The organism is Photorhabdus viridis (assembly GCF_040256935.1).
Lineage (GTDB): Bacteria > Pseudomonadota > Gammaproteobacteria > Enterobacterales > Enterobacteriaceae > Photorhabdus > Photorhabdus viridis.
Window position 1 is genome coordinate 15,303 of record NZ_JBEJZY010000043.1, and the last position, 24,510, is coordinate 39,812.

General features: G+C 42.5%; 18 protein-coding genes and 3 pseudogenes. 15 read left to right on the top strand and 6 right to left on the bottom strand.

The genetic code is table 11. The annotated features are described in order from the left end of the window. Positions 1-83 precede the first annotated feature (83 nt). The 3 genes from hemP to ppsR all read right to left on the bottom strand — a co-directional run bounded on the left by hemP (position 84) and on the right by ppsR (position 2,514). Positions 84-281 (bottom strand): hemin uptake protein HemP, encoded by a 198-nt coding sequence (gene hemP / locus ABR397_RS17335; protein WP_350306860.1) that lies wholly within the window; start codon positions 279-281, stop codon positions 84-86. Positions 282-449: 168 nt separating this feature from the next. Beyond that, on the bottom strand, positions 450-1,496 hold the full coding sequence (locus ABR397_RS17340; protein ID WP_350306861.1) for a 3-deoxy-7-phosphoheptulonate synthase: 1,047 nt from the start codon (positions 1,494-1,496) through the stop codon (positions 450-452). Positions 1,497-1,638: 142 nt separating this feature from the next. Continuing rightward, a complete protein-coding gene (ppsR, locus tag ABR397_RS17345) occupies positions 1,639-2,514 on the bottom strand; it encodes a posphoenolpyruvate synthetase regulatory kinase/phosphorylase PpsR (protein WP_350306862.1) in 876 nt (291 codons plus the stop codon). 217 nt (positions 2,515-2,731) lie between these two features. Between ppsR and ppsA the strand changes: the two genes are divergently transcribed. Continuing rightward, the gene (ppsA, locus tag ABR397_RS17350) at positions 2,732-5,110 is read left to right on the top strand and encodes a phosphoenolpyruvate synthase (RefSeq protein WP_350306863.1); all 2,379 of its coding nucleotides are present in this window, start codon (positions 2,732-2,734) and stop codon (positions 5,108-5,110) included. Between the two features lie 454 nt (positions 5,111-5,564). Here the strand turns inward: ppsA and ydiK are convergent, their stop codons facing one another. Beyond that, positions 5,565-6,674, bottom strand: coding sequence for an AI-2E family transporter YdiK (gene ydiK / locus ABR397_RS17355; protein WP_350306864.1), 1,110 nt, complete (start codon positions 6,672-6,674; stop codon positions 5,565-5,567). Positions 6,675-6,897: 223 nt separating this feature from the next. Here ydiK and ydiJ point away from each other — a divergent pair, with 223 nt between their 5' ends. The 3 genes from ydiJ to ABR397_RS17370 all read left to right on the top strand — a co-directional run bounded on the left by ydiJ (position 6,898) and on the right by ABR397_RS17370 (position 11,010). After that, positions 6,898-9,954, top strand: coding sequence for a D-2-hydroxyglutarate dehydrogenase YdiJ (ydiJ, locus tag ABR397_RS17360; RefSeq protein WP_350306865.1), 3,057 nt, complete (start codon positions 6,898-6,900; stop codon positions 9,952-9,954). Beyond that, the gene (gene menI / locus ABR397_RS17365) at positions 9,951-10,367 is read left to right on the top strand and encodes a 1,4-dihydroxy-2-naphthoyl-CoA hydrolase (RefSeq protein ID WP_350306866.1); all 417 of its coding nucleotides are present in this window, start codon (positions 9,951-9,953) and stop codon (positions 10,365-10,367) included. Before ydiJ ends, menI begins: the two co-directional genes overlap by 4 nt. A gap of 493 nt (positions 10,368-10,860) precedes the next feature. After that, positions 10,861-11,010, top strand: a complete 150-nt coding sequence (locus ABR397_RS17370) for a Hok/Gef family protein (RefSeq protein WP_350306867.1) — start codon at positions 10,861-10,863, stop codon at positions 11,008-11,010. A gap of 320 nt (positions 11,011-11,330) precedes the next feature. Here the strand turns inward: ABR397_RS17370 and ABR397_RS17375 are convergent. Next, a pseudogene (locus tag ABR397_RS17375) lies at positions 11,331-11,552 on the bottom strand (transposase family protein); the annotation flags it as partial. A 245-nt stretch (positions 11,553-11,797) separates the two neighbouring features. Here ABR397_RS17375 and ABR397_RS17380 point away from each other — a divergent pair. The 9 genes and pseudogenes from ABR397_RS17380 to ABR397_RS17420 form a co-directional block, all read left to right on the top strand. Further along, a pseudogene (locus tag ABR397_RS17380) lies at positions 11,798-12,005 on the top strand (type II toxin-antitoxin system Phd/YefM family antitoxin). A 246-nt stretch (positions 12,006-12,251) separates the two neighbouring features. Further along, entirely contained in the window at positions 12,252-13,931 is a 1,680-nt protein-coding gene (locus tag ABR397_RS17385; protein ID WP_350306868.1) for a GH39 family glycosyl hydrolase, read from the top strand. A gap of 429 nt (positions 13,932-14,360) precedes the next feature. Then, the gene (gene sufA, locus ABR397_RS17390; protein WP_350306869.1) at positions 14,361-14,729 is read left to right on the top strand and encodes a Fe-S cluster assembly scaffold SufA; all 369 of its coding nucleotides are present in this window, start codon (positions 14,361-14,363) and stop codon (positions 14,727-14,729) included. Positions 14,730-14,741: 12 nt separating this feature from the next. Further along, on the top strand, positions 14,742-16,238 hold the full coding sequence (sufB, locus tag ABR397_RS17395; protein ID WP_350306870.1) for a Fe-S cluster assembly protein SufB: 1,497 nt from the start codon (positions 14,742-14,744) through the stop codon (positions 16,236-16,238). Between the two features lie 57 nt (positions 16,239-16,295). Continuing rightward, positions 16,296-17,042, top strand: coding sequence for a Fe-S cluster assembly ATPase SufC (gene sufC / locus ABR397_RS17400; RefSeq protein ID WP_350306871.1), 747 nt, complete (start codon positions 16,296-16,298; stop codon positions 17,040-17,042). Beyond that, positions 17,017-18,330, top strand: a complete 1,314-nt coding sequence (gene sufD, locus ABR397_RS17405) for a Fe-S cluster assembly protein SufD (RefSeq protein WP_350306872.1) — start codon at positions 17,017-17,019, stop codon at positions 18,328-18,330. Before sufC ends, sufD begins: the two co-directional genes overlap by 26 nt. After that, entirely contained in the window at positions 18,327-19,565 is a 1,239-nt protein-coding gene (sufS, locus tag ABR397_RS17410) for a cysteine desulfurase SufS (protein ID WP_350306873.1), read from the top strand. Before sufD ends, sufS begins: the two co-directional genes overlap by 4 nt. 38 nt (positions 19,566-19,603) lie before the next feature. Continuing rightward, a complete protein-coding gene (gene sufE, locus ABR397_RS17415; protein WP_350306874.1) occupies positions 19,604-20,020 on the top strand; it encodes a cysteine desulfuration protein SufE in 417 nt (138 codons plus the stop codon). Positions 20,021-20,143: 123 nt separating this feature from the next. Then, positions 20,144-21,052, top strand: a pseudogene (locus ABR397_RS17420) (L,D-transpeptidase family protein); the annotation flags it as partial. Between the two features lie 272 nt (positions 21,053-21,324). Here ABR397_RS17420 and ABR397_RS17425 read toward each other — a convergent pair. Next, on the bottom strand, positions 21,325-21,561 hold the full coding sequence (locus ABR397_RS17425) for a major outer membrane lipoprotein (protein ID WP_021325622.1): 237 nt from the start codon (positions 21,559-21,561) through the stop codon (positions 21,325-21,327). 440 nt (positions 21,562-22,001) lie between these two features. Between ABR397_RS17425 and ABR397_RS17430 the strand changes: the two genes are divergently transcribed. Both ABR397_RS17430 and ABR397_RS17435 read left to right on the top strand, forming a co-directional pair. Further along, a complete protein-coding gene (locus ABR397_RS17430; protein WP_350306876.1) occupies positions 22,002-22,853 on the top strand; it encodes an enoyl-CoA hydratase-related protein in 852 nt (283 codons plus the stop codon). Between the two features lie 1,098 nt (positions 22,854-23,951). Further along, positions 23,952-24,510 (top strand): contractile injection system protein, VgrG/Pvc8 family (locus ABR397_RS17435; protein WP_350306877.1); only part of this gene is annotated, 559 nt, incomplete at its 3' end.

A 24,510-nucleotide genomic window follows, 5' to 3' on the forward strand; every position in this document is an offset into this window, starting at 1 on the left:
AATCTCCATAAGAATATTTTATGATTTATGGATATAGCTGGCTGCCCCGATACGCGATCTGGGTGGCTGGCTGAGTTATTTTTTTATTTAGTTAGTATCAGCTTTCCGGCTTTAGTTTGGCGCAATTGATAGAATTCGCCTTGGTGGCGAATTCGGGTAATTCCTGACTCACCTAACAGGTGTTTACTGTCAATGTAACCAATTTGCATGATTTCAGCAGGATGAGTGTTGCATCGTTCTTTAAGTGCAATGCAGGAATGTTGGTGACATACTTTAATCATAAATCCACTTAGCGAATACTAACTATTATTATAGTGAGAATCATTATCGTTATATGGAGAGGTGACTTCAAGCAATATTTTTGATGCTCAGGACCAACATATTAATGTAGTTTATTAATCTGCTGTAAGTTAGCCTTTTGTGAATAAAAGGCTAACTCAGAAAAGGGTTCAGAAGCGGTAATTGACTGCTTCGGCAAGAATTTCAAGAAGTTGTTCTGTATCTTGCCAGCTCAGACAAGGATCTGTAATAGATTGACCGTAATTCAGCGGTTGCCCCCGAATGATTGTTTGGGCGCCTTCAAGTAGAAAACTTTCAGCCATTACACCGACAATTGCCGCAGAACCCTCTTTAATCTGTTGGCCTACCTCTTTCGCGATATTCAATTGGCGTTTATGTATTTTCTGACAATTAGCGTGACTGAAATCGATAACTAAGTGCTCTGGTAAATCAAATTCACGTAGCTGATCACAAGCTGCGGCAATATCTCCGGCACTGTAATTAGGTTGTTTGCCACCACGCATAATAATGTGGCCGTATGGGTTGCCTTCGGTTTGATAGATGGTTATTTGACCATGCTTATCCGGCGATAGAAAAGTGTGACAGATGCTGGATGCGCGGATAGCGTCTATAGCGATACGGATATTGCCATCGGTGCCATTTTTAAAGCCAATAGGGCAGGAGAGGGCTGATGCCATTTCCCGATGAATCTGACTTTCTGTTGTTCTGGCTCCGATAGCTCCCCAACTAATGAGATCGGCAATATATTGGCCGGTCACCATATCCAGAAACTCGGTTGCTGTGGGTAAACCCAATTCATTGACATCAACTAGTAATTTACGCGCCAAAGTAATACCACGATTAACCTGGCAGGAGCCGTCAAGATCCGGATCTGAAATTAAACCTTTCCAGCCCACGACTGTGCGCGGTTTTTCAAAGTAGGTACGCATAATAATTTCCAGCCTGTGCTGGTATTTTTCACGTAATATGTTCAGTCGTTGAGCATAATCTAAGGCAGCATCAATATCATGAATAGAGCAAGGACCGACGATAACCATAAGTCGTGGATCATTACCGGATAGAATATCTGCAATACGTTTCCGTGACGTTGTCACATTTTTGGCGATTTTTTCAGATACAGGATATTGAATTGCCAGAGCCTGAGGCGTTACCAAACTATCGACGCGGTGAGTCCTTAAACCATTTGTTTTGTACATATATTTTCTCAAAAGTTCGTTTTACACTAGCGGGTATACTTGTGGGTAATTGAAATTACAATAAACGAAAATGACTAAATTAAACAAACAATATAGTTAACTACATCATAAATTTTTTTCAGTTATTCATATTGATATATTTCTAAAACATACGGCGGTTCAGCTTCATCGTATCGATTATTTTGGTCGAGATTTCTTCAACAGAATAATTGGTGGTATTAAGATAATTAATCTTATTCTTACGGAATAAAGCTTCAACTTCGGAAATTTCTATTCTGCATTGCCTCAATGATGCATAACGGCTATTTTCTCGGCGTTCTTCCCTAATAGCGGACAGCCGGTCAGGGCTTATAGTTAAACCGAATAACTTATGCTGAAATTGTTTTAATGTTGCTGGTAATTGTAAATTATCCATATCATCTGCGGTAAAAGGATAATTTGCAGCCTGAATACCAAATTGCATGGCTAAATAGAGACTGGTCGGCGTCTTTCCGCAGCGAGACACACCTAGTAGAATAACCTGTGCCTGGTCAAGATTACGTAAAGAGATACCATCATCGTGCGCCAGGGCATAATCAATTGCTGCTATGCGTGCATCATACTGACTGAGATTCTTTTCCGTCAGACCGTGAGTACGGTTAAGTTCAGGTTTGGGTTCCAGGCCGGTCTCTTTCTGTAATGGGGCTACTAGTGTTTGGACAATGTCCTGACAGAAACCTTCACTGCTGGTGATAATATTTTTCACTCCAGAAGAGATAATGGAATAGAAAACTAAAGGTCTTATACTCGTATCTTGATATATTTGGTTTATTTGTTGTTTTATTTCTTTTGCCCGGGTTTCACTGGCGACAAAAGGGAGGGTATATGAGGTTACTTTGATGGGAAATTGTGATAATACGGCATGGCCCAATACTTCTGCGGTAATTGCTGTTCCATCAGAAATAAAGAAAACGGTGCGTTCGACACTATTCTCAACACTATTACTTTCTGCTGATATTTCTAATTTGGATTTTGTCATGATATTTATAGCGACCTTTTATCTTTCCAGTCGTTTAGTTAAATGAGACCGGGCATCAATTTTCTGCAAAGTATACCTGAGAAAAAAATAATGTGTTGGGTTGATCGATTCACCTTTCTATGTGTGCCAAAACATTGTGTTAGTCTATTTATGACTGCTGAAAATGCAGTGCCAATTTTCCGACTTGTACCTCACGAATGTTAAAAGGATTGTTTTAATGCCCAACAATAACCTCCCCCCGTGTAATGTGCTTTGGTATAACCAATTAGGTATGCATGATGTTGACCGGGTTGGTGGTAAAAACGCCTCCCTGGGAGAAATGATCACTAACCTGTCAGAATTGGGGGTTTCTGTCCCGAATGGTTTCGCGACTACCGCACAGGCATTTAATGATTTCCTGGAGCAAAGTGGCGTCAATCAGCGTATTTATAGCTTGCTGGATGAAACTGATGTTGATGATGTGAATCAACTGGTCAAAGCGGGTGCACAAATTCGTCAATGGGTGATTGATACACCATTGACGCCTCAATTGGAAAAAGATATTCAGGATGCTTATCGACAGTTGTCTGAAGGGCAGCTGGAAGCTTCTTTTGCCGTACGTTCTTCGGCAACGGCTGAAGATATGCCGGATGCTTCTTTTGCCGGGCAGCAGGAAACTTTTCTGAACGTACAAGGCATTGATGCTGTGATGATTGCCATCAAACATGTGTTTGCTTCACTGTTTAATGACCGGGCTATTTCTTATCGTGTCCATCAGGGATATGACCATCGGGGGGTTGCGTTATCAGCCGGTGTACAGCGTATGGTGCGTTCTGATCTCGCCTCTTCCGGTGTGATGTTCACTATTGATACTGAATCAGGATTTGATCAGGTTGTCTTTATTACTTCTGCTTACGGATTGGGTGAGATGGTTGTTCAGGGGGCGGTGAACCCGGATGAATTCTATGTTCATAAGCCAACGCTGAATAAGGGTAAACCCGCTATTGTTCGCCGCAATTTGGGTTCTAAAAAACTGCGTATGATCTACGCTGATAATAAAGAGCATGGTAAGCAGGTATGTATCGAAGATGTGCCGGAAGTACAACGCAATCGTTTCTCTTTAGTTGATGAAGAAGTTGAAGAGTTAGCCCGTCAGGCGCTGTTGATTGAAAAACATTATGGCCGGCCAATGGATATTGAATGGGCAAAAGATGGTCATAATGGCAAGTTATATATTGTTCAGGCGCGTCCTGAGACTGTCCGCTCAAACCATCAGGTTATGGAACGCTATCAACTGAATGAACAAGGTCAGGTATTGGTGGAAGGGCGCGCCATTGGTCATCGTATTGGTGCGGGCACAGTAAAAGTTATTCATAACTTAAATGAAATGGATCGTATCCGGCCGGGTGATGTTCTGGTCACTGATATGACTGATCCGGATTGGGAGCCGATTATGAAAAAGGCGGCTGCGATTGTGACTAATCGTGGCGGTCGGACTTGTCATGCAGCGATTATTGCCCGTGAATTGGGCATTCCCGCAGTTGTTGGATGTGGTGATGCAACGGAACGCCTGAAAGAAAATCAACCGGTGACGGTTTCTTGTGCGGAAGGCGATACGGGTTTTGTTTATCAAAATCAACTGGATTTCATTGTACAAAGTTCTCAGGTCGATCAATTACCAGAGCTTGATGTGAAAATTATGCTGAATGTGGGTAATCCTGACCGCGCATTTGATTTTGCCTGCTTGCCAAATGAAGGTGTTGGTCTTGCCCGTTTGGAGTTTATTATTAACCGAATGATTGGCGTACATCCTCGTGCATTACTGGAGTTTGATCAGCAAACGCCGGAATTGCAGCAAGAGATAAAATCTCTGATGTCGGGTTATGATAATCCGGTTGAGTTCTATGTTGGACGCCTGACTGAAGGGATCGCAACACTGGCGGCTGCGTTCTGGCCGAAGCGGGTTATTGTTCGTCTGTCTGATTTTAAATCCAATGAATATGCCAATCTGGTTGGTGGTGACATTTACGAACCTGATGAAGAGAACCCGATGTTGGGCTTCCGTGGTGCGGGGCGTTATGTCTCTGACAGTTTCCGCGGCTGTTTTGCGTTGGAGTGTGAAGCGGTTAAGCGTGTACGTAATGATATGGGGCTGACCAACGTCGAAATTATGATCCCGTTCGTGCGTACTGTCGCTCAGGCTGAAGCGGTTATTGCTGAATTAGCGTCACAAGGGTTGAAGCGTGGTGAGAACGGATTGAAAGTCATTATGATGTGTGAGATTCCGTCTAATGCAATTCTGGCGGAACAGTTCCTTGAACACTTTGATGGCTTTTCTATTGGTTCTAATGATATGACTCAACTTACTCTTGGCTTGGACCGAGATTCCGGCGTGGTATCTGAGTTATTTGATGAGCGCAATGATGCGGTCAAAGCTATGCTCTCATTAGCTATCCAGGCGGCTAAGCGGCAAAACAAATATGTGGGAATTTGCGGGCAGGGGCCTTCAGACCATCAGGATTTTGCTCATTGGTTGATGGAAGAGGGAATTGATAGCTTGTCATTGAACCCAGATACCGTGGTGAAAACTTGGTTGGGATTAGCGAAAGAGAGTTAACTGAGAATAATACGCAATTGAAACTAAAGGCCCGTCAGAATAAATGGCGGGTTTTTTAATGGATAAAGTAACGGATTACAACGCCACAGAATAAGGAGATAAAAATAGTAAAAAAAAAGCCTACCATGGGCGTGATAGGCAAGGACTACACACAGCAATATACGCGTTTCTAATAAATAGAACCATCAAAAGGAGAAATAAACGTCTCGTTTACAGCCCGCTTATATTAATTTAGTTAAATAGTTTATTCATTAAGAATTGTCCTAATTTTCGGATTATTTATGGCTATAAAAAACCAAATTTAACCTTTTTTTAACATTATCGTTACAATAATTATATCTAACAAATAAAAACAAATGAGTATTTCAAATGAATGATTAGTTTTTAAGATTATGGTTTAGCGAAAGAGTTAACCTTCTTTCGCTATGTGAGACAGAATTAATTATCATACAAATTATTCTGAAAATTCTTTTTCCAGATATTTTTCAGTTTCTGCTAAATCATTTTCAGGTGCTGGGACTTCGTTCATCCAGGCAATTAATAAACGATAAGCAACGGCTAATACAACCGGTCCGATAAATAAGCCAATCATGCCAAATGAGAGTATTCCGCCAATAACGCCGGTTAATATCAGAGCCATCGGTAAATCAGCGCCTAAACGGATTAAAAATGGACGAAGAAATCCATCCATTGTTGTCACTATGCAGCTCCAAACCAATAGTACGGTGCCCCAGGTTGTATCACCTGTCCAGTAAAGCCAGGCGACAGCCGGCACTAAAATCAACAATGGACCAAGCTGGGCAACGCAACAGACAAACATAAGTACTGTCAACAACGTAGCATAAGGGATCCCTGAAACAGCTAGGCCAAGACCACCGATAATGGCTTGAACCAGCGCAGTAACGACGACGCCGAGCGCGACAGCGCGGATGGATTGTGCCGCCAGCAGGATGGCGGCATCTCCGCGTTTATCTGCCAGGCGAACGGCAAAATGGCGAATACTCATTGTCACCTGTTCGCCTTTCAGATATAGGAGCACGCTGAATAGCACCATCAAGCCAAGATGGAAAACGAAACGCCCGGCATTGGCTGCCTGAGTAAAGAACCAGGTTGCCGCCTCTCCGACATAGGGCTGGACTTTAGCAATCAGTACATTTCCACCATCAGTAATCAGTGAATTCCAGCCGCTGTAAAGTTTATTGCCAACCAGCGGAATGCTGTCCAGCCAGGTCATTGCCGGCATTTGAAAATTAGCCGGGGATTTAGCCCACTGAATTAATGGCCCGCTGTTTTCCAATAAGCTACTGACCAGTAATGCGATGGGGATCACAAACAACAGAATTAATAATAACGTCATGATAGAAACTGCAATCCACCGTTTACCCCATAAACTGTTTTGTATTTTTTCCAGTAAAGGCCAGGTGGCGATAACCACCATTCCTGCCCAGACAAAACCAAGGATAAACGGTTTCATCACCCAGAAACTGGTAACAATTAAGAGTGAAAGAAAAATTAAAGTAAACAATAGTTTTGGTAGATCATAATACGGTTGAGATTTGTCCATAAGTTAATTTCTCTAAGGAATTTAGTGGCGTTAAAGATAATGAATAAATAGGATGTTATCTACAGGTTACTCAAAATAGGTGAATATTATGATAAGGTAACCGTTTGCCTTCTCAGACAAGTCAGTTAACGGTGGTTAATGGTTACGACTGACTCGGGCATCAATTCAAAGATAGTATAAATGAAGCAATGTGGACACTCATTTTAAAAGGGTCAAAACGATAATGATCCCACGCATATTACAAGCACCTCACGTTAGTGAGGTGGCACAGGAATTTTTAGATACACTCAAAGAACAAGGATTTACCGGAGATACCGCAAGCAGCTATGCAGATCGCCTGACGATGGCGACAGATAACAGTATTTACCAACTCTTACCGCAGGCTGTCGTTTTTCCTCGATCAGGCGCCGATGTGGTTTTACTGGCCCGTGTCGCAGGTGAAAAAAAATATCAGAATTTGACATTCACCCCGCGCGGAGGCGGTACTGGCACAAATGGTCAGGCTCTTAATGAGGGTATCGTGGTGGATATGTCCCGTTATATGAATCGTATCCTTGAGATTAATCCGGAGCAGGGATGGGTCAGAGTTGAAGCGGGCGTAATTAAAGATCAATTGAATCAATATTTGCGCCCATATGGTTATTTCTTTTCACCTGAGCTTTCAACCAGTAACCGTGCAACATTGGGCGGAATGATTAATACCGATGCTTCCGGTCAGGGTTCTCTGGTATATGGTAAAACATCCGATCATGTTCTTGGTTTACGGGCAGTTTTATTAGGTGGCGAATTACTTGATACCCGCTCAATGGACATAGCACAGGCGGAATCAATTGCTCGGGAAGATTCTGTTACAGGCCGTGTCTATAACACCGTACTTAACTGCTGCCGTGAGCGGCGTGAACTTATCGTTGAAAAATTCCCCAAACTCAATCGCTTTCTGACAGGTTATGATTTGCGTCATGTTTTCAGTGATGATATGCAGAAGTTTGACTTGGGTCGTATATTGACCGGTTCAGAAGGAACGCTGGCTTTTATTACCGAAGCGGTTCTGAATATTACACCATTGCCGAAAGTCCGGCGGTTGGTGAACGTAAAATATGATTCATTTGATTCAGCATTGCGTAACGCGCCTTTTATGGTGAATGCAAAAGCTTTATCTGTTGAAACCGTGGATTCAAAAGTTCTGAATTTAGCGCGTGAGGATATTGTCTGGCATTCAGTGAAAGAATTGATCACCGATATTCCCGGCAAGGATATGCAGGGATTGAATATTGTTGAATTCAGTGGTGATGATCAACAATTGATAGACCAGCAGGTAGACATGCTTTGTCAGCGCCTTGACGAACTGATTGAAGGCCGTCAGGGAGTTATTGGCTACCAGATTTGTCGGGAGCTGGCTGATATTGAGCGTATTTATGCAATGCGCAAGAAATCGGTTGGATTACTGGGTAACAGTAAAGGTGTGGCGAAACCGATCCCCTTTGTGGAAGATACGTGTGTGCCTCCACAGCATCTTGCTGATTATATTGCTGAATTCCGCCAATTACTGGATAGCTATCAGTTGAATTATGGTATGTTTGGCCATGTAGATGCCGGTGTGTTGCACGTTCGGCCAGCACTGGATATGTGTGATCCGCAGCAAGAGATACTGATGAAACAAATTTCTGATGAAATTGTCAGTCTTACCGCTCGTTATGGTGGTTTGTTGTGGGGAGAACATGGTAAAGGTTTTCGTGCTGAATATAGTCCGGAATTTTTCGGTAGCATTTTGTATGAGGAGTTGCGCCGGATTAAGGCGTCTTTTGACCCGGATAACCGCTTGAATCCGGGTAAAATCTGCCCACCGATTGGTGTTGATGCGCCAATGATGAAAGTTGATGCCGTCAAGCGGGGGACTTATGACCGGACAATTCCGGTCAATGTAAGAAATACATTCCGTGGTGCGATGGAATGTAATGGTAATGGGTTGTGTTTTAATTTCGATGTGAAAAGCCCGATGTGCCCATCAATGAAAATTAGCCGGCAGCGTATCCATTCACCGAAAGGGCGGGCGACATTAGTGCGTGAATGGCTTCGGCTTTTGACTGAACAGGGCATGGATCCGGAATTGTTGAAGCAGGGATTGGAACAAAAACGGCCAAGCCTACGTGGCCTGATTGAGAAGACGCGTAATAGTTGGCAAGCATGGCGTGGAGAGTATGACTTTTCCCATGAAGTAAAAGAGGCGATGTCCGGTTGTTTGGCATGTAAAGCCTGCTCAACACAGTGTCCGATAAAAATTGATGTGCCATCATTCCGTGCACGTTTTCTTGAGTTATATCACGGTCGCTATCTCCGTCCTGTGCGTGATTATATTGTGGCAGGTGCGGAAAGTAGTACGCCATTAATGGCTAAGGCGCCGAGGGTATTTAATTTCTTCTTGAAACAGCCGTGGGTGCAGGAATTGAGCCGCCGGACTGTCGGGATGGCGGATCTCCCCTTGTTATCCAGTCCGACGCTGCACCAACAGCTTGCCGGTCATTATGCGCTTTCGACCACACTGGAGCAGCTTGAAAAAATGGCTCAGTCTCATCGTAACGGGCATGTGTTGATTGTTCAGGATCCGTTCACCAGTTATTACGATGCGAAAGTAGTAGCTGATTTTGCCTGTCTGGTGGAAAAATTGGGATATAAGCCGGTATTGCTGCCATTTTCCCCTAACGGTAAGGCCCAACATATCAAAGGTTTTTTATCCCGCTTTGCTAAAACGGCCAAAAAAACGTCAGATTTTCTCAATCGGGTATTTGAGCTGGGTATCCCTATGGTCGGTGTCGATCCTGCATTGGTACTGTGCTATCGGGATGAATACAAAGAAATTCTCGGAGAGCAGCGTGGTAAGTTTGAGGTTCAGCTTGTTCACGAATGGCTGATCAACACCTTACCGGAGAAAAAGAGTAATCAGGCTGTGTCTGGTGATAAATGGTATCTGTTTGGACATTGTACGGAAGTGACTATGCTACCAGGCAGTAGTAAACAGTGGGAAAAAATTTTCCAGCGGTTGGGTAGTCAGCTGGATAATATCAGTGTAGGCTGCTGTGGCATGGCTGGAACATATGGTCATGAAAACAAAAACATAAAACACTCTATTGGTATCTATAAATTATCCTGGCAACCTGCCTTGCAGAAATTACCTTTGGAGCGTTGCTTGAGTTCCGGTTATTCCTGCCGCAGTCAGGTTAAGCGGGTAGAAGGGCAAGTACTTAAGCATCCGTTGCAAGCTTTATTGGAGATAATCCCATGATTTGGAAACGTGATATTGGACTGGATAGCCTGAATCAAGTAAATAGTCAATGTATGATGGGCCATCTGGGCATAAAAATCACGCATATCGGTGATGATTTTATTGAAGGCACAATGCCAGTTGACCATCGTACCCGTCAGCCATTTGGTTTATTACATGGCGGGGCATCTGTTGTATTGGCAGAATCACTCGGTTCTTTGGCTGGGTATCTCTGTTCCGAAGGTGAGAAAAAAGTTGTTGGGTTGGAAATCAATGCCAATCATATTCGGTCTGTTCGCAGTGGTGAAGTTAAAGGAGTGTGTAAGCCCCTACATATTGGCCGCAATCACCAGGTATGGAGAATCGATATTTTTGATGAACGTCAACACCTGTGTTGTACTTCCCGGTTAACTACTTCAGTGTTGCCTGGATAAAATAAAAGTAGGTTATTTTTCTATGGATTAATAACCTACTCATTAAGTGAAAAAGTTATTTTTCTATGTATTAAATTTAGTTGTGAGAATCTCCCTGATTATAGATTTTATTTATATTTTCATAATATCATTGATTATGTAATTTACTGATATATATGATTAATTTAAATGTCGAGTGGAATGGATATGGTGAATTATATTAAAAGGATTAATATCGAAATAGATAAAAATTCCCTTTTATTCAAATCTATAAAATCTGGGATATATTAATTAGTGCTAAAATTTCAGTGGTTTTAATTTGTGTCATTTCCTATAGATATAGGTATTTAACTTTGGTATATTCTGGGCGGGCGCTTGAGACTATCTGTCTCTGGCGTGCTGGAGCAGATAGAAGAAAGCCCCGAGTGATCTTTCAATCAACCCGAGGCCTATCCTTATGCTTAGCAACATAAGATTAGCCTCTTACGCGCCGAAAGGCAAGGAGACGCTAACCATGAAACAGCAAAAAGCGATATTTATCGCCATCGTTATTTGTATTGCCGCTTTAGCGGTTGTGCTGGTCATGAGGGAGGATCTCTGTGAGGTTCGCATCCGAAGCGGCCAAACGGAGGTTACTGTTTTCATGGATTACGAAACCAGGTAAGAGCAACGGCGGGGAGCAATCCCCGCTATCTCTTGTTGTTGAACATGGCTCTCAAGCGCCCGATCACCAACTCTTAATTGCTATCCCGTCATTTTATTTATATCTAGCCGCTTAATTGCGTTTTTTTACATTTAACTAACCTGCTTTGATAGATTTTATATATGATTTTTATAATTTACGGGTTTTAAATCCAATGAGATACGTGATCTAAAATTCTAAAACTGTAGTTGCATTTTCAACAAGTGAGTTCATTATGACGCCCGATATATGGTCGCAAACCGCATCAATTCATGCTTGCACAACCGGGGACGTCCATATGGTCTAATAAAACCAGACACCCATTGACGATATGAAGTGCCTGAGCTAGCGTGCTGTTGAAGCCACTTAAATTGCAGCTCCCCAAACTCTTGAATGGATTTCCAGCCAGAAGCGCCACTGAGAACAGCCGCAAAGACCAGAAAAATAACATTCATTAATGCATGTTTTTTATTAGTGTCAGAGCATGGATCAGGTATATCATTGATATAGTTAAAAATAGTTATCACCGAAAATCACTTTTTTATAAAAGATGATGACCAGATCATTTTAGTTGATGAAAAGTTTCATAAAAAATCAGTTCCCGCTCTGGTTTTTACCCATAATATCCATGCTAAAAATATGAGATCTCGCCCTGTAACAAAGGTGGAAAAGTCGCCGCCAACCTACTGAACGAATCGAACGGTATTTAACAAGGTACTAATCAATGGATACACTTTTTGGTAATGAAGCAAAAACTTAATTTGGTAACATGTTACTAAAAACGCAATGCGCTCCAATCCAGATCAATAAAAACGGAAAGCCAGTTGCCGTGGTTATCTCAATGAATGAGTATGAAAGTATTGGAAGCACTCAAATTAAGATTGTTGCAGTCGAGAACCGCTCGGACCAAAGCTGATATCAGGGCGGATAATACTGTTGGTGGTGAAGTATTTTTTAATGAATTGGAATCAAGCTAATATGACTAGACCTTAAAATTTAAGGAGAAGCAAAATGTCTACTGTCGATCTTAATCAGCAATCTATTGCTGTTGACAATTGCGGGAGGGTAATACGGATGTGTTTTTAAGCTCTAATAGCTCATCTGAATAGCTATTTTATTTGCTATGTTGGTCTTGTGCAGGGCATTGGAACCCTAACATACTACGTGTACGCTCTGTCCGTGACCAATGGAAATATAACAATCACTATATCGAGGTATTTACATTGTATAAATTAATGAAACCTGTGCACGGAGTAAATGGCTCTCCTATATCTATAGCCCCCGGATATCCTGATCTTGAAGACCAATTTAACGAAATGGGGATTCCTTCTATCCGAGCGCATGATCTGTATGGCCCAGGGGATATCGATAATGGCACTCATGATAATTTAGAAAATTGGAAATATCAACTTTTATTAATGGTACCAGAAGATAAAAAAGAGCATGGCCGAAAAGTTTACGCCGATTTGGCAAATAAGAGGTCTATCTTTCCAAATGCCAGAAATGGAATGAAGAATAATAGTTTTGAAGAGGCTGTTTCACAGGCAAATTACGAACCGACAGATGCTTATTTTAGAAAAATCATCAACAATGAAAGGAACTCCAATCCTTATCTCAAGAGAGAAGTGATGTGTCGAATAGGTAGGTCATTATTGGGAAGTGCAAACCCACCAGAAAATTTTCAAATTTATGCCATGCTGGCGGCGGAATTAGTAAAGCGGTATTCAGTTAACTACATGAATATTGGAATGAAAGGCCCGGTAATGTATTATCAAATATGGAATGAGCCTGATTTGGGAATGTTCTTTGCCAATTCAGACCCAAACGTTTATTACGAATTTTATGGTATTGTCGCACGCGAAATCAAAAAGGTAGCACCGAATGTGTTGGTCGGAGGTCCATCTATAGCAGCCGGGCAGGATACAGACAGTCCCTATGGACAAGGTTTTTTAAAAGCATGTAAAGCCAACTCATTCCCGCTAGATTTTTATTCCTGGCATCTTTACCTTCACGACCAAGCCGATCCTATTCAGGTTGCGGCATCAGCCCAGCTCAACAGAAGCCTGCTTGATGTATTGGGATTGAATCATGTTAAAAGTTATATAACAGAGTGGGGAATGACTCCATATACAAATCATGGAACACAGAATAAAATGCAATCAGCAAAGAATGCTGCATTTATTATACAATCTTTAATATTTATGGTATATAGAGATGTGGATAAAGCGTTTTACTACAGAGCTGATGGCGGCACACTAGGTATTTTTAATGATGAAAATAGATACACCTATTCCGCGCAAGCATTTTATTTATTCAACTTAATGTTTGAAACGCCATATTATATATCTAAAATTGACATACAATTTGGAAATGCTAAATATGGGTATGTTGAATTGCTCGGGTCTAGTGAACCCCATTCATCGCCTCGAAGAAAGAAATTATTAGTATCAACTTATTTTATTGATAAAGACTTCCTCAACGAAAAATATCAGTCAAAAAAATATAGGCAATATTACTTGGATACAAATCGGGATGTTGATAATATTCAAGATCAATACAGTATTGATAAATGGTTTGGCGGAAAAAATCCTAAAAAGATGTATAGTAACAATATTAAAAAAGAGATAGATGATAAACACAGTCCAAAACCCACCAACCCTGAATATAATAGATATAGTTTTTCCAGTCACAATGCCATAATTCAAGATCCACGAAAGCCTAAGTATGCCACTGCTTATATTATTACCGAAGGAGGTCAGTTGGACAATATAAGGCCAAGTCCGGTAGTGAGTGAAAATCTAAAAATATTCCCAGTAAAAACCAATATTGGAATATCTTGGACGGTTGCTGTGGCAAATATTCCAAAAGACTCGGTAGTACTTTTGGATGTTGAGTATGCCTGATAGCAGTGCCGTGGCTTGGTGAACTACATTTTTGGGATCTAAGGTAGAGCTTTAGCGGAAAGATTTACTCTGAGCCGCTATTTGCAATAGTGTCCCAGGTGCGCTGGTCGGTGTGGCCCCAGTACCAGCGTATGAGTTTTTCCATTTCCGGGGTATAGCGCTTTGCGTCGTTACAGATAAAGACCTTTTGAAAAATTGCACTTATTAGTCGAGCCCTTCATAATATTCATATAAAACAAAGAATTAAAAATATATTTTCATATGCGATGAACATAACTCATTGTATTTGGGTGAAATTTAACCTATTTAAGGTATATCCTCTTAAAACAAATGGTTGAAGTGATAGGGGTTATCATTACCATTATGTGGTCAGGAGCATGCTCCGATAACAGCGGCAAAAAATTGCTAAAGAAAAATATGAGGTCAACTATGACAAATAGTGTTGAAACCTTCTCTCTGAATGAAATTGCATGGCAAGGAATCACCATCACAGAGAAAGCCGCAGCACAGATCCTGAAATTGATGCAGCAGAATCCACAAAGTAAAGGGTTATATCTGGGGGTTAAGCAGACAGGATGTGCGGGCTTTGGCTACGTGTTTGAGATGGTTAACGATCCGGCGCCTGATGATTTACTGTATGAAAATGAAGGTGCATGTCTGTATGTTCCTCTAAAAGCCATGCCATTTATCGATGGAACTGAAGTTGATTTTGTTCGTGAAGGTTTAAATCAGATATTTAAATTCAATAATCCAAAAGCTCAACATGCCTGTGGGTGTGGTGAAAGCTTTGGTATATAAGTGTACCAATATATGTCTCAGAGCAATGTAGAAATCGGCGATGACGTGCAGACCTGGCTCAGCGATCATCGTTATAAAGAGGGTTTTTTCACTCAGGTAGCGACGGATGAGTTGGCTAAGGGATTGAGTGAGGATGTTGTGCGGGCAATTTCCGCAAAACGCAATGAGCCTGAATGGATGCTGGCGTTTCGGCTGGAGGCTTATCGTCATTGGCTGGGAATGGAAGAGCCGCACTGGTTGAAGGCGAATTACCCTAATCTTGATTACCAGGACTATAGCTATTATTCAGCGCCTTCATGCGGTGCCTGTAATGATAGTTGCAGTTCGCAATCCGGTGCTTTGCAGACAACGGGTGCAGAGCAAACGAATAATTATTTGACGGCAGAGATTGAGGAAGCATTTGATAAGTTGGGTGTTCCTGTGCGGGAAGGTGAAGCTGTTGCAGTAGATGCTATTTTTGATTCAGTTTCTGTCTCAACAACCTATCGGGATAAATTAGCGAAAGAAGGCATTATTTTTTGCTCATTCAGCGAGGCAATACAGGAATACCCTGAGTTAGTCCGTCAATATCTCGGCAGTGTGGTTGCAAGTCATGATAACTTCTTTGCCGCGTTGAATGCCGCAGTGGCTTCTGATGGTACTTTTGTTTATGTGCCAAAAGGGGTCAGGTGCCCGATGGAGCTTTCCACCTATTTTCGTATCAACGCGGCAAAAACCGGTCAATTTGAGCGCACCATTTTGATTGCTGATGAGGGCAGTTATGTCAGCTATATAGAGGGATGCTCTGCACCTGTACGTGACAGTTATCAACTGCACGCTGCTGTTGTGGAAGTGATTATCCATAAAGATGCTGAAGTAAAATACTCCACGGTACAGAACTGGTTTTCAGGCGGTGACAGTGAGGGGGGAATTCTTAACTTTGTGACTAAAAGAGCATTGTGTGAAGGTGAGCATGCCAAAATGTCCTGGACGCAATCAGAAACGGGTTCAGCAATTACCTGGAAATATCCGAGCGTGATCCTGAAAGGGGATAACTCGATTGGCGAATTCTTCTCTGTTGCCCTCACTAATGGCACTCAACAGGCAGATACCGGCACCAAAATGATCCATATTGGCCGTAACACCAAATCAACCATTATTTCAAAAGGTATTTCTGCCGGCCGTAGCCAGAACAGTTATCGCGGGTTGGTAAAAATATTGCCGGGAGCGGAAAATGCCCGTAATTATACCCAATGTGACTCCATGCTGATTGGTACCGAATGTGGCGCGCATACATTTCCTTATGTAGAAGTACAGAACAACACTGCGCAATTGGAGCATGAGGCGACAACTTCCCGCATTGGTGAAGATCAATTGTTCTATTGCCTGCAACGCGGCATTAGTGAAGATGATGCGATTTCAATGATCGTTAATGGTTTCTGTAAGGATGTGTTCTCTGAACTTCCCCTTGAGTTTGCCGTTGAAGCGCAGAAATTACTGGCAATTAGCCTTGAACATAGCGTCGGGTGAGTTCTCCCTGTTTCCCATTTTTATGACAGAACGTTAAGCCGTTCGAAGGCATGTAATATGTTAAGTGTTAAAAACTTACGAGTCAGTGTTGAAGGTAATGAAATCCTGAAAGGATTAAATCTTGAAGTTAAACCGGGTGAAGTTCATGCCATTATGGGGCCGAATGGTTCCGGTAAAAGTACATTATCGGCAACATTAGCTGGCCGTGAAGAGTATGAAATTGATAATGGTGAAGTCATCTTTAAAGGAAAAAATTTACTTGAATTTGAACCGGAAAAGCGGGCTGGTGAGGGGATTTTCCTGGCTTTTCAATATCCGGTGGAAATTCCGGGCGTCAGTAATCAATTTTTCCTGCAAACGGCAGTGAACGCTATCCGTGAATATCGTCATCAGGAGCCGCTGGATCGCTTTGATTTCGCCGATTTTATCGAAGAAAAAATAGAACTGCTGAATATGCCGCAAGACTTACTGACACGTTCAGTCAATGTTGGTTTTTCCGGTGGTGAGAAAAAACGTAATGATATTCTACAAATGGCCGCGCTGGAGCCGACACTCTGTATTTTGGATGAAACAGATTCAGGGCTGGATATTGACGCCCTGAAAATTGTTGCTAATGGTGTGAATTCCCTGCGTGATCCAAACCGCTCATTCATTATTGTGACCCACTACCAACGTATTTTGGATTACGTGAAACCTGATTTTGTTCATGTGCTTTATCAGGGGCGGATTATTAGATCCGGTGATTTCAGTCTGGCGAAAAAGTTGGAGGAGCAAGGCTATGGCTGGCTTATTGACCAACAGTGAAAAAACCGAGAAGACGCGTCAGATTGCGGAGCGTAATCAGCAAGCTTTAGCGCGTTTCGCTGATTTGTATCATTGCCGTCATGGTGATGATTCATCTCATGCCAGTCTGCATTGGCAGCAAGTGACTAAAACCCGGTTTCCTCAATTCAGACATGAAGATTGGCGCTATACTTCGCTGGAACAACTGTTAAGTCAGCAATACAGTGGAAAAACTTGGGAATTGACAGTAGCACAATGTGAACAACTGGCGATTCCGATGGATTGCTGGCGTATCGTTATGGTGGATGGTTGTTTTTCTCCTTTGCTAAGTTCTTGTGAATTTGGACCGTATCAGTTGAGTTTATTGGATAACAAAAGTAGGCTTCCGGCGCCGATCCAGAGTGAGATTTTTCTACATTTGACAGAAAGCCTTGCTCAACAGCCTTTGGTCATAACATTAAATGCCGGGCAAGTTGCGGAAAAACCCCTTTATTTGTTGAACATAACCAGTGGTTATTGTGGTGAAGCACTAAATACCAGCCATTACCGCTATCACATTACTGTGGGTGCGAATGCCGGTGCCAGAGTGATTGAACATTTCGTTAGTACTGATGAGCAGCAACCCCATATGACAGGCAGCCGGTTGACAGCAGAAGTGGGGGATAACGCCAGCTTAACCCATATAAAACTGGGCGTTGAGAATAGTGCAAGTTACCACTTTGCACATAACGATATTGTGGTTGGCCGTGATGCCCGGGTGAAGGGCACCAGTTTTCTGTTAGGTGCCGGGCTTGGTCGACACAACACTAGCGTTCAGCTTAACGGTGAAGGGGCGGATCTGTCGTTGAACAGCTTGTTGTTGCCGCAAGGAAAAGAGGTCGCTGATACCCGTACCTATCTGGAACATAATAAGGGCCATTGTGAAAGCCGCCAGTTACATAAAACAATTGTGATGGATCAGAGTAAAGCGGTATTTAACGGCATGATCAAAGTGGCGCCTCATGCACTGAAAACCGATGGGAAAATGACCAATAACAATTTGTTATTAGGTAAACGGGCGGAAGTGGATACCAAACCACAACTGGAAATTTACGCGGATGATGTGAAGTGCAGTCATGGTGCGACCGTTGGCCGGATAGATGAAGAACAACTGTTCTATCTGCAATCACGCGGTATCAGCCGGTGTGATGCGCAACATATGATCATATTTGCTTTTGCTGCCGAACTTACTGAGTCTATTGAAGATGAAGCCCTGAAAACCGTTGTTATGAAACAGATTAAACAGCGTTTAGCGGGAGTGAAAAAATGACCTTCTCTGTAAAAAAGGTGCGACAGGATTTCCCGGTACTCACTCAGCAGGTCAATGGGCATCCGCTGGTTTATCTTGATAGCGCCGCCAGTGCTCAAAAACCGGTTTCGGTTATCGAACGAGAAAGTGAATTCTGTTTACATCAGTATGCGGCGGTTCACCGGGGAATTCATACTCTCAGTTCTGCGGCTACTCGTATGGTTGAAAATGTGCGCCGCCAGATGGCGCAATTCATCCATGCTCAAAGTGATGAAGAGATTGTTTTCGTCAAAGGTACGACGGAAGGGATTAATCTGGTAGCTAACAGTTATGGCCGCAAATTTATCAATAGTGGCGATAATATTGTGATCACTGAAATGGAACATCACGCCAATATTGTTCCGTGGTATATGCTGGCGGAACAAATTGGATTTGAAATTAGAGTATGGCCACTGAATGAAACCGGCGAGTTGGATCAATCGGTTTTACCATCCTTGATTGATTCACGTACTAAATTACTTTCTTTTACTCACCTGTCTAATGTGCTCGGCACAGTGAACCCTGTACGTGAAATTATACAACAGGCAAGAAGAGTGGCTGATGAGCAGGGAGGTCAGTTACATATTCTGGTTGATGGCGCGCAGGCCATTATGCATAAGAAAGTTGATGTGCAGGATCTGGGTTGCGATTTCTATGTTTTTTCCAGCCATAAATTATACGGACCAACAGGAATTGGCGTGCTTTATGGGCGTAAATCCCTTCTGGACGCCATGCCGCCTTGGGAAGGCGGCGGAGCAATGATCAAACACGTCAGCCTGCAAAAAGGGATAACCTATGCGGAACCACCATGGCGGTTTGAAGCGGGGACGCCGAATATAGCGGGAATTATTGGGCTTGGCGCCGCAGTTGATTATGTCACTTCACTGGGGCTGGATAAAATTCAGCAACATGAACAGGCGCTGATGGATTATGCAATGACCCGGCTGAAAGAGGTCAGCTCACTGAAATTATATGGGCCTGAGCGACGTCAGGGGGTTATCGCTTTCAACCTTGGCCGCCATCATGCTTATGATGTGGGAAGTTTCCTTGATCAATATGGAATCGCGATTCGTACTGGGCATCATTGCGCACTTCCGCTGATGGAACATTATCATGTTCCCAGTATGTGCAGGGCATCACTGGCGATTTATACTACGCAAGAAGAGATTGATGCTCTTGTTGCTGCATTGCAGAGGATAGAAAAACTGCTTGGTTGAGACGGTCATAGATCGAAAGAGTGATAAAGGAAAAAGTCATGGCAAGTTTGCCCGACCAAAATAGATTGTTACGTAATTTTTCCCGCTGCCAAAATTGGGAAGAAAAATATCTCTATATGATTGAACTGGGGGCGAGGTTGTCCCCACTGACTGACGAACAACGTCAACCTGGGCATTTAATTGCCGGTTGTCAGAGTCAGGTATGGATTTTGCTGAGGAAGAATGACCAAAGCAAAGTGGAATTTGTTGGAGACAGTGATGCCGCTATCGTGAAAGGGCTGGTTGCGATGGTTTTTATTCTTTTTCAGGACAAGACGCCTCAGGAGATTCTGGATTTGGATGTGGCTGAATATTTTGCAAAACTTTCTCTGGAGCAACATTTAACACCATCACGGACACAGGGGCTGCATGCGATGATATATGCCATCCGCAATACGGCAAGTAAAATGGTTTAAGCGGCAGCCTTACGTGTTTCTTTTGTGGCTGGTAATATACACGGCCGCGACAGGTGAATAAGGCTTCAACCTTTCGCGCTTAATTTATCCGATAACATTCAGAAGTCATTCCAGGAAGCGAGCATGAAACGAGTTTTAACGTTTATCGGCATGTTATTATTAAGTGCGCTGACTAATACCGTCAGCGCTACAGAATATACCTTGCCGCCTGCCAATAGTCGTTTAATTGGCGAAAATACAACATTTGTTGTGCCAGATGACGGACGTCCTCTGGAGGCCATTGCCGCCGAATATAAAATTGGATTACTGGCAATGCTGGAAGCTAATCCCGGTACCGATCCTTATTTGCCTGCTCCGGGTTCTGAACTGATTATTCCATCACAAATGTTGTTGCCTGATACACCAAGGCAGGGGATTGTGATTAACCTTGCTGAACTAAGACTTTACTATTTCCCTAAAGGAAAAAACAAAGTCATCGTTTACCCAATTGGCATTGGACAGCTTGGTCGTAACACACCCGTGATGACAACATCGGTAAGCCAGCTAATTAAAGATCCAACCTGGACGCCGACTAAGAATATCCGTAAGCATTATGCTGAACGGGGGATTATCTTACCTGCGGTTGTTCCTGCTGGCCCGGAAAACCCAATGGGGGCATTTGCATTGCGTTTAGCCGCTGGGCGCGGAGAATACTTGATTCATGGCACAAATGCTGATTTTGGCATTGGTATGCGGGTGAGTTCGGGTTGTATCCGTCTGCGTCCTGATGATATTGAAGCGGTGTTTAATACGGTTTCCCGTGGAACCAGAGTACAGATTATCAATGAAGCTGTTAAATATTCTGTCGAGCCGGATGGTAAACGTTATATTGAAGTCCATCAGCCGTTGTCTAAAAAAGAGGGAGATGATCCACAGACATTACAGATTGTTCGATCAGCAGGCTTGAACAAATTCATTGATGATAGCAAGACAGATAAAAATATTGTTGAACAAGCTATTGTACGCCGTTCTGGTATACCGGTGCTGGTAAGTGAAAATACACAGCTTGAAATACAACAGGATTTGCGGGAAGAAAATAGAGTGCCGATGGAAGACGGTGCTAAAGATGCAGAACAAGAAGTCAATGAAGGTGTATCTGAATCGTTCAAATTACCTCCATTATATCAGCCTGGGCCAATCTATCAGGAAAATTAATATTTTATTGCAGGCAGGGAGGTCAGCGAATATTTTTCTGACAGAGCTTCATGATAAAAAAACAGCGCACAGATAACCTGTGCGCTGTTTTTGTACTTTATTACAAAAAATTATTTTTTGTAGGAACGAACTTGGTTATCCAGACGCTGATTTGCACGAGCTGCATCGTCTTTAGCGGCTTGAATGTCAGTACGAACTGCATTCACGTCATTGCTCAGTTGATCAACTTTTGCATTCAGAGTTTGAATGTCAGAAGACAGTTGGTCAACTTTAGCAGTGCTTGAACAACCAGCCAACAGAGTAGAAGCCAGAACTACTGCACCCAGTACAATTTTAGTACGATTCATTATAATACCCTCTAGATTTAAGTTAATCTCCAAGTAGCCATATAAGTATTACACAAAGTTTTTTAGAAAGAGAATAAATTTTTGTCATGAAAACCAATTATTTCAAATTTTCTCTTTAGTAGGTGGGTAATTTTCATCTGAATGTAAAAAAACAAAACGATTGAGTAACATTTTAATCAAAGAAATCCTATTCCATAAGGGGATGATATTCTCCGAAATAATTTTAGTTAAAAATTCTTATAAATAAACACCACCACATCGAAGCCATTTTGTGTCTATTGAGTTATAGGGACGTATCTTACATGAAAACATTCCACATACATAAGTCTAGGGTTTCGCTTAAAACAAATTTGTTAACTGAATCTTATTGTAGATAAGCATCTTGACAATACTCAGATTGAATTCTAGGCTCAGATTCAAACTGGTAAGAGGAGTCTTCTATGCTAATTGATCAATCCAACGAGTATTTTAACATCACCGTTGACAACGGAGTCGCTCATTTGCAGCTCAGTCGTCCCGAAAAGGCAAACAGCCTGGCGCTGGCGTTCTGGAAACTATTTCCAGAGGCGATAGAGCAACTCAGTCGCTCAGGAGAGGTGCGGGCAATGGTGATCTCTGCGCAAGGCAGCGCATTCTGTGGTGGGCTTGACTTGCAAATTTTCGCCTCCAGCAAAGAAACCCATACGACTAATCCTAATGAGCGGGAAGCGATGCAGTTTAGCTTATTACAAATGCAGGAGGCGATAAATGTATTGGAACGTGCTCGCTTCCCGGTCATTGCCGCAGTACAAGGAGCATGCCTCGGTGCAGGATTTGACTTAATTTCTGCATGTGATTTTTGTTTTGCTTCTGAAAATGCAAAATTTCGCATAGAGGAAACCAATATCGGTATGATGGCTGACTTAGGTATCCTTCAGCGTCTGCAACATCTGATCCCTGGTGGTATGGCACGTTATCTTGCACTCACAGGAGATACACTGAATGCCGCTCAGGCTCATAATTTAGGACTTGTGGTAAAACTCTTCCCTTCTGCGGAGACATTGATCGAGGGGGCTTTAGCGACTGCCCGACGTATAGCGGATCGGTCTCCGATTGCTATTAACGGAGTTAAACGGTCCATGCTTTACAGTCGTGATCATGGTGTTTATGCGTCATTACAACAAACAGCACTTTTACAAGCTTCGATTTTTAGTCGTCAGGATGTTTTATGCTCGATTCAGGCAAAAGCGACTGGAATAACAAGTGAGTTCCAGAATTTAAATGAAGTAGGGAAAATTTTTGATGAACCATAATTAGAATAGAGATGTCGATAATGTGCAAAATAGGTTTTCCGTAAATGGCGTTATGCTGGGAAACATCATCGGGGGTGAGGGTTAAGCCATTTTCTGATCAGGAGTAATAGAAGATGGCGTTATTACTACACAGGTTCGAATGAATAGGGCTGTGTGGCAGTATGGTTGAATGGATAGCAATGTGCTGGAGACAATGACGATAATTAAAAAGGTATTGGGCAAAGGGGATAATATTTCAGAGTAGATAGATTCACATAATAACCACACCAACTAATAAAATTTTTCTTATTCAGTTTTCACTGACTGAACTATCCTGACTATTAAGCATAGAATGAATAACCGGGATTTATTCGTTCATAGATCTCTGTAGCGGTGGCATTCCCCAGGATCACTGAATATATTCTCATTCGCATATTATGAATGAGAATTATTCTTCCTTACTATTGTTTTATGTATTCGATTGCGGACTTGAAAATGACCTTAGCTGTGAAGGATATAATGCAATTAACTTAATAATAACATGAACATAACGTTTTTATTGGGAATTGATTATCCTAATTATATAAGAATAAGTGAGTTTTTTCATTTTATGTAAATAAATGTCATCTTTTTATGTTTTATTTAAATATTATGTAATTTATCTTCTTGTATCAGCTTTTATATTTATTTGGTATTTAACATATTGTGCTATTTGATAAAAAAAGAGTTGATTTCTATATGCACCCATTAGGAGAATCGGATTATTCAGTAATAGTTCATTCCATTGATTAATCGATTAGTTGATAAAGTATGAATAGCCCGATTAATTATTTATACCCCGGTTAACATCCGGTTGGGAAATACCTGATCTGATTTGTTGTTTTCTGGATTTATTATGACTGACTCTTGAATATTTATTGGGTTTTATTTCCGTTCAACCCTGAATGCCGTCTCCTGCCAGCGATTGCAAAGGGTGTCGGACTCTTTAGATGCCGGATGCCGGATGCCGTAGGCGTCGCGATGGAAACCACTAAAACAAACCATGACCTTATGGGCCTCGGTATACAGCTATGGGCAGCATCGTACCCGAAGCGACCGGGAAGCCAGTGGGAGAAAATGATGAACAACACCACCCCGGCGATCATCTTTGATCACAGCCGTTACAAACTGAAAGTCTGGAAAAATACCGCGCCGCTGGATGTGGTGGCGTTTAGCGGGCAGGAAGGCTTAAGCCAGCCTTTTCGTTACGTTATTGAATTCACCAGCCCGGAGAAAGATATCAAACCGGCGCAGATGCTGATGCGGGACGCCGCGTTTACCCTGACATCACCCGCGATTAATCCGGGGATGCGGGGCATGCCGGTGATACCGCCAGCGCCGTTGCGCACAATCTACGGGGTGATCAGCGAATTTAAACTGCTGTCCACCTCGCGGGATGAAAGCCATTACGCCGTGACCCTGGAGCCCCGGCTGGCGTTGCTGTCGAGAAGCCGCCAATTTGCCATTTATCAGAAAATGTCGGTACCGGAAATCGTGGAAAAAATCAATGCCCAGAAACGCCAACATAGTCAGGTGGTGCCAGTGCCCTATTATCAAAATGGCGGTGATACCTGCGGGATTACGGTGCACTTTTTGCCTTGTGATCAGATTAAAGTCACGACCTCTTGTGACGCCTACG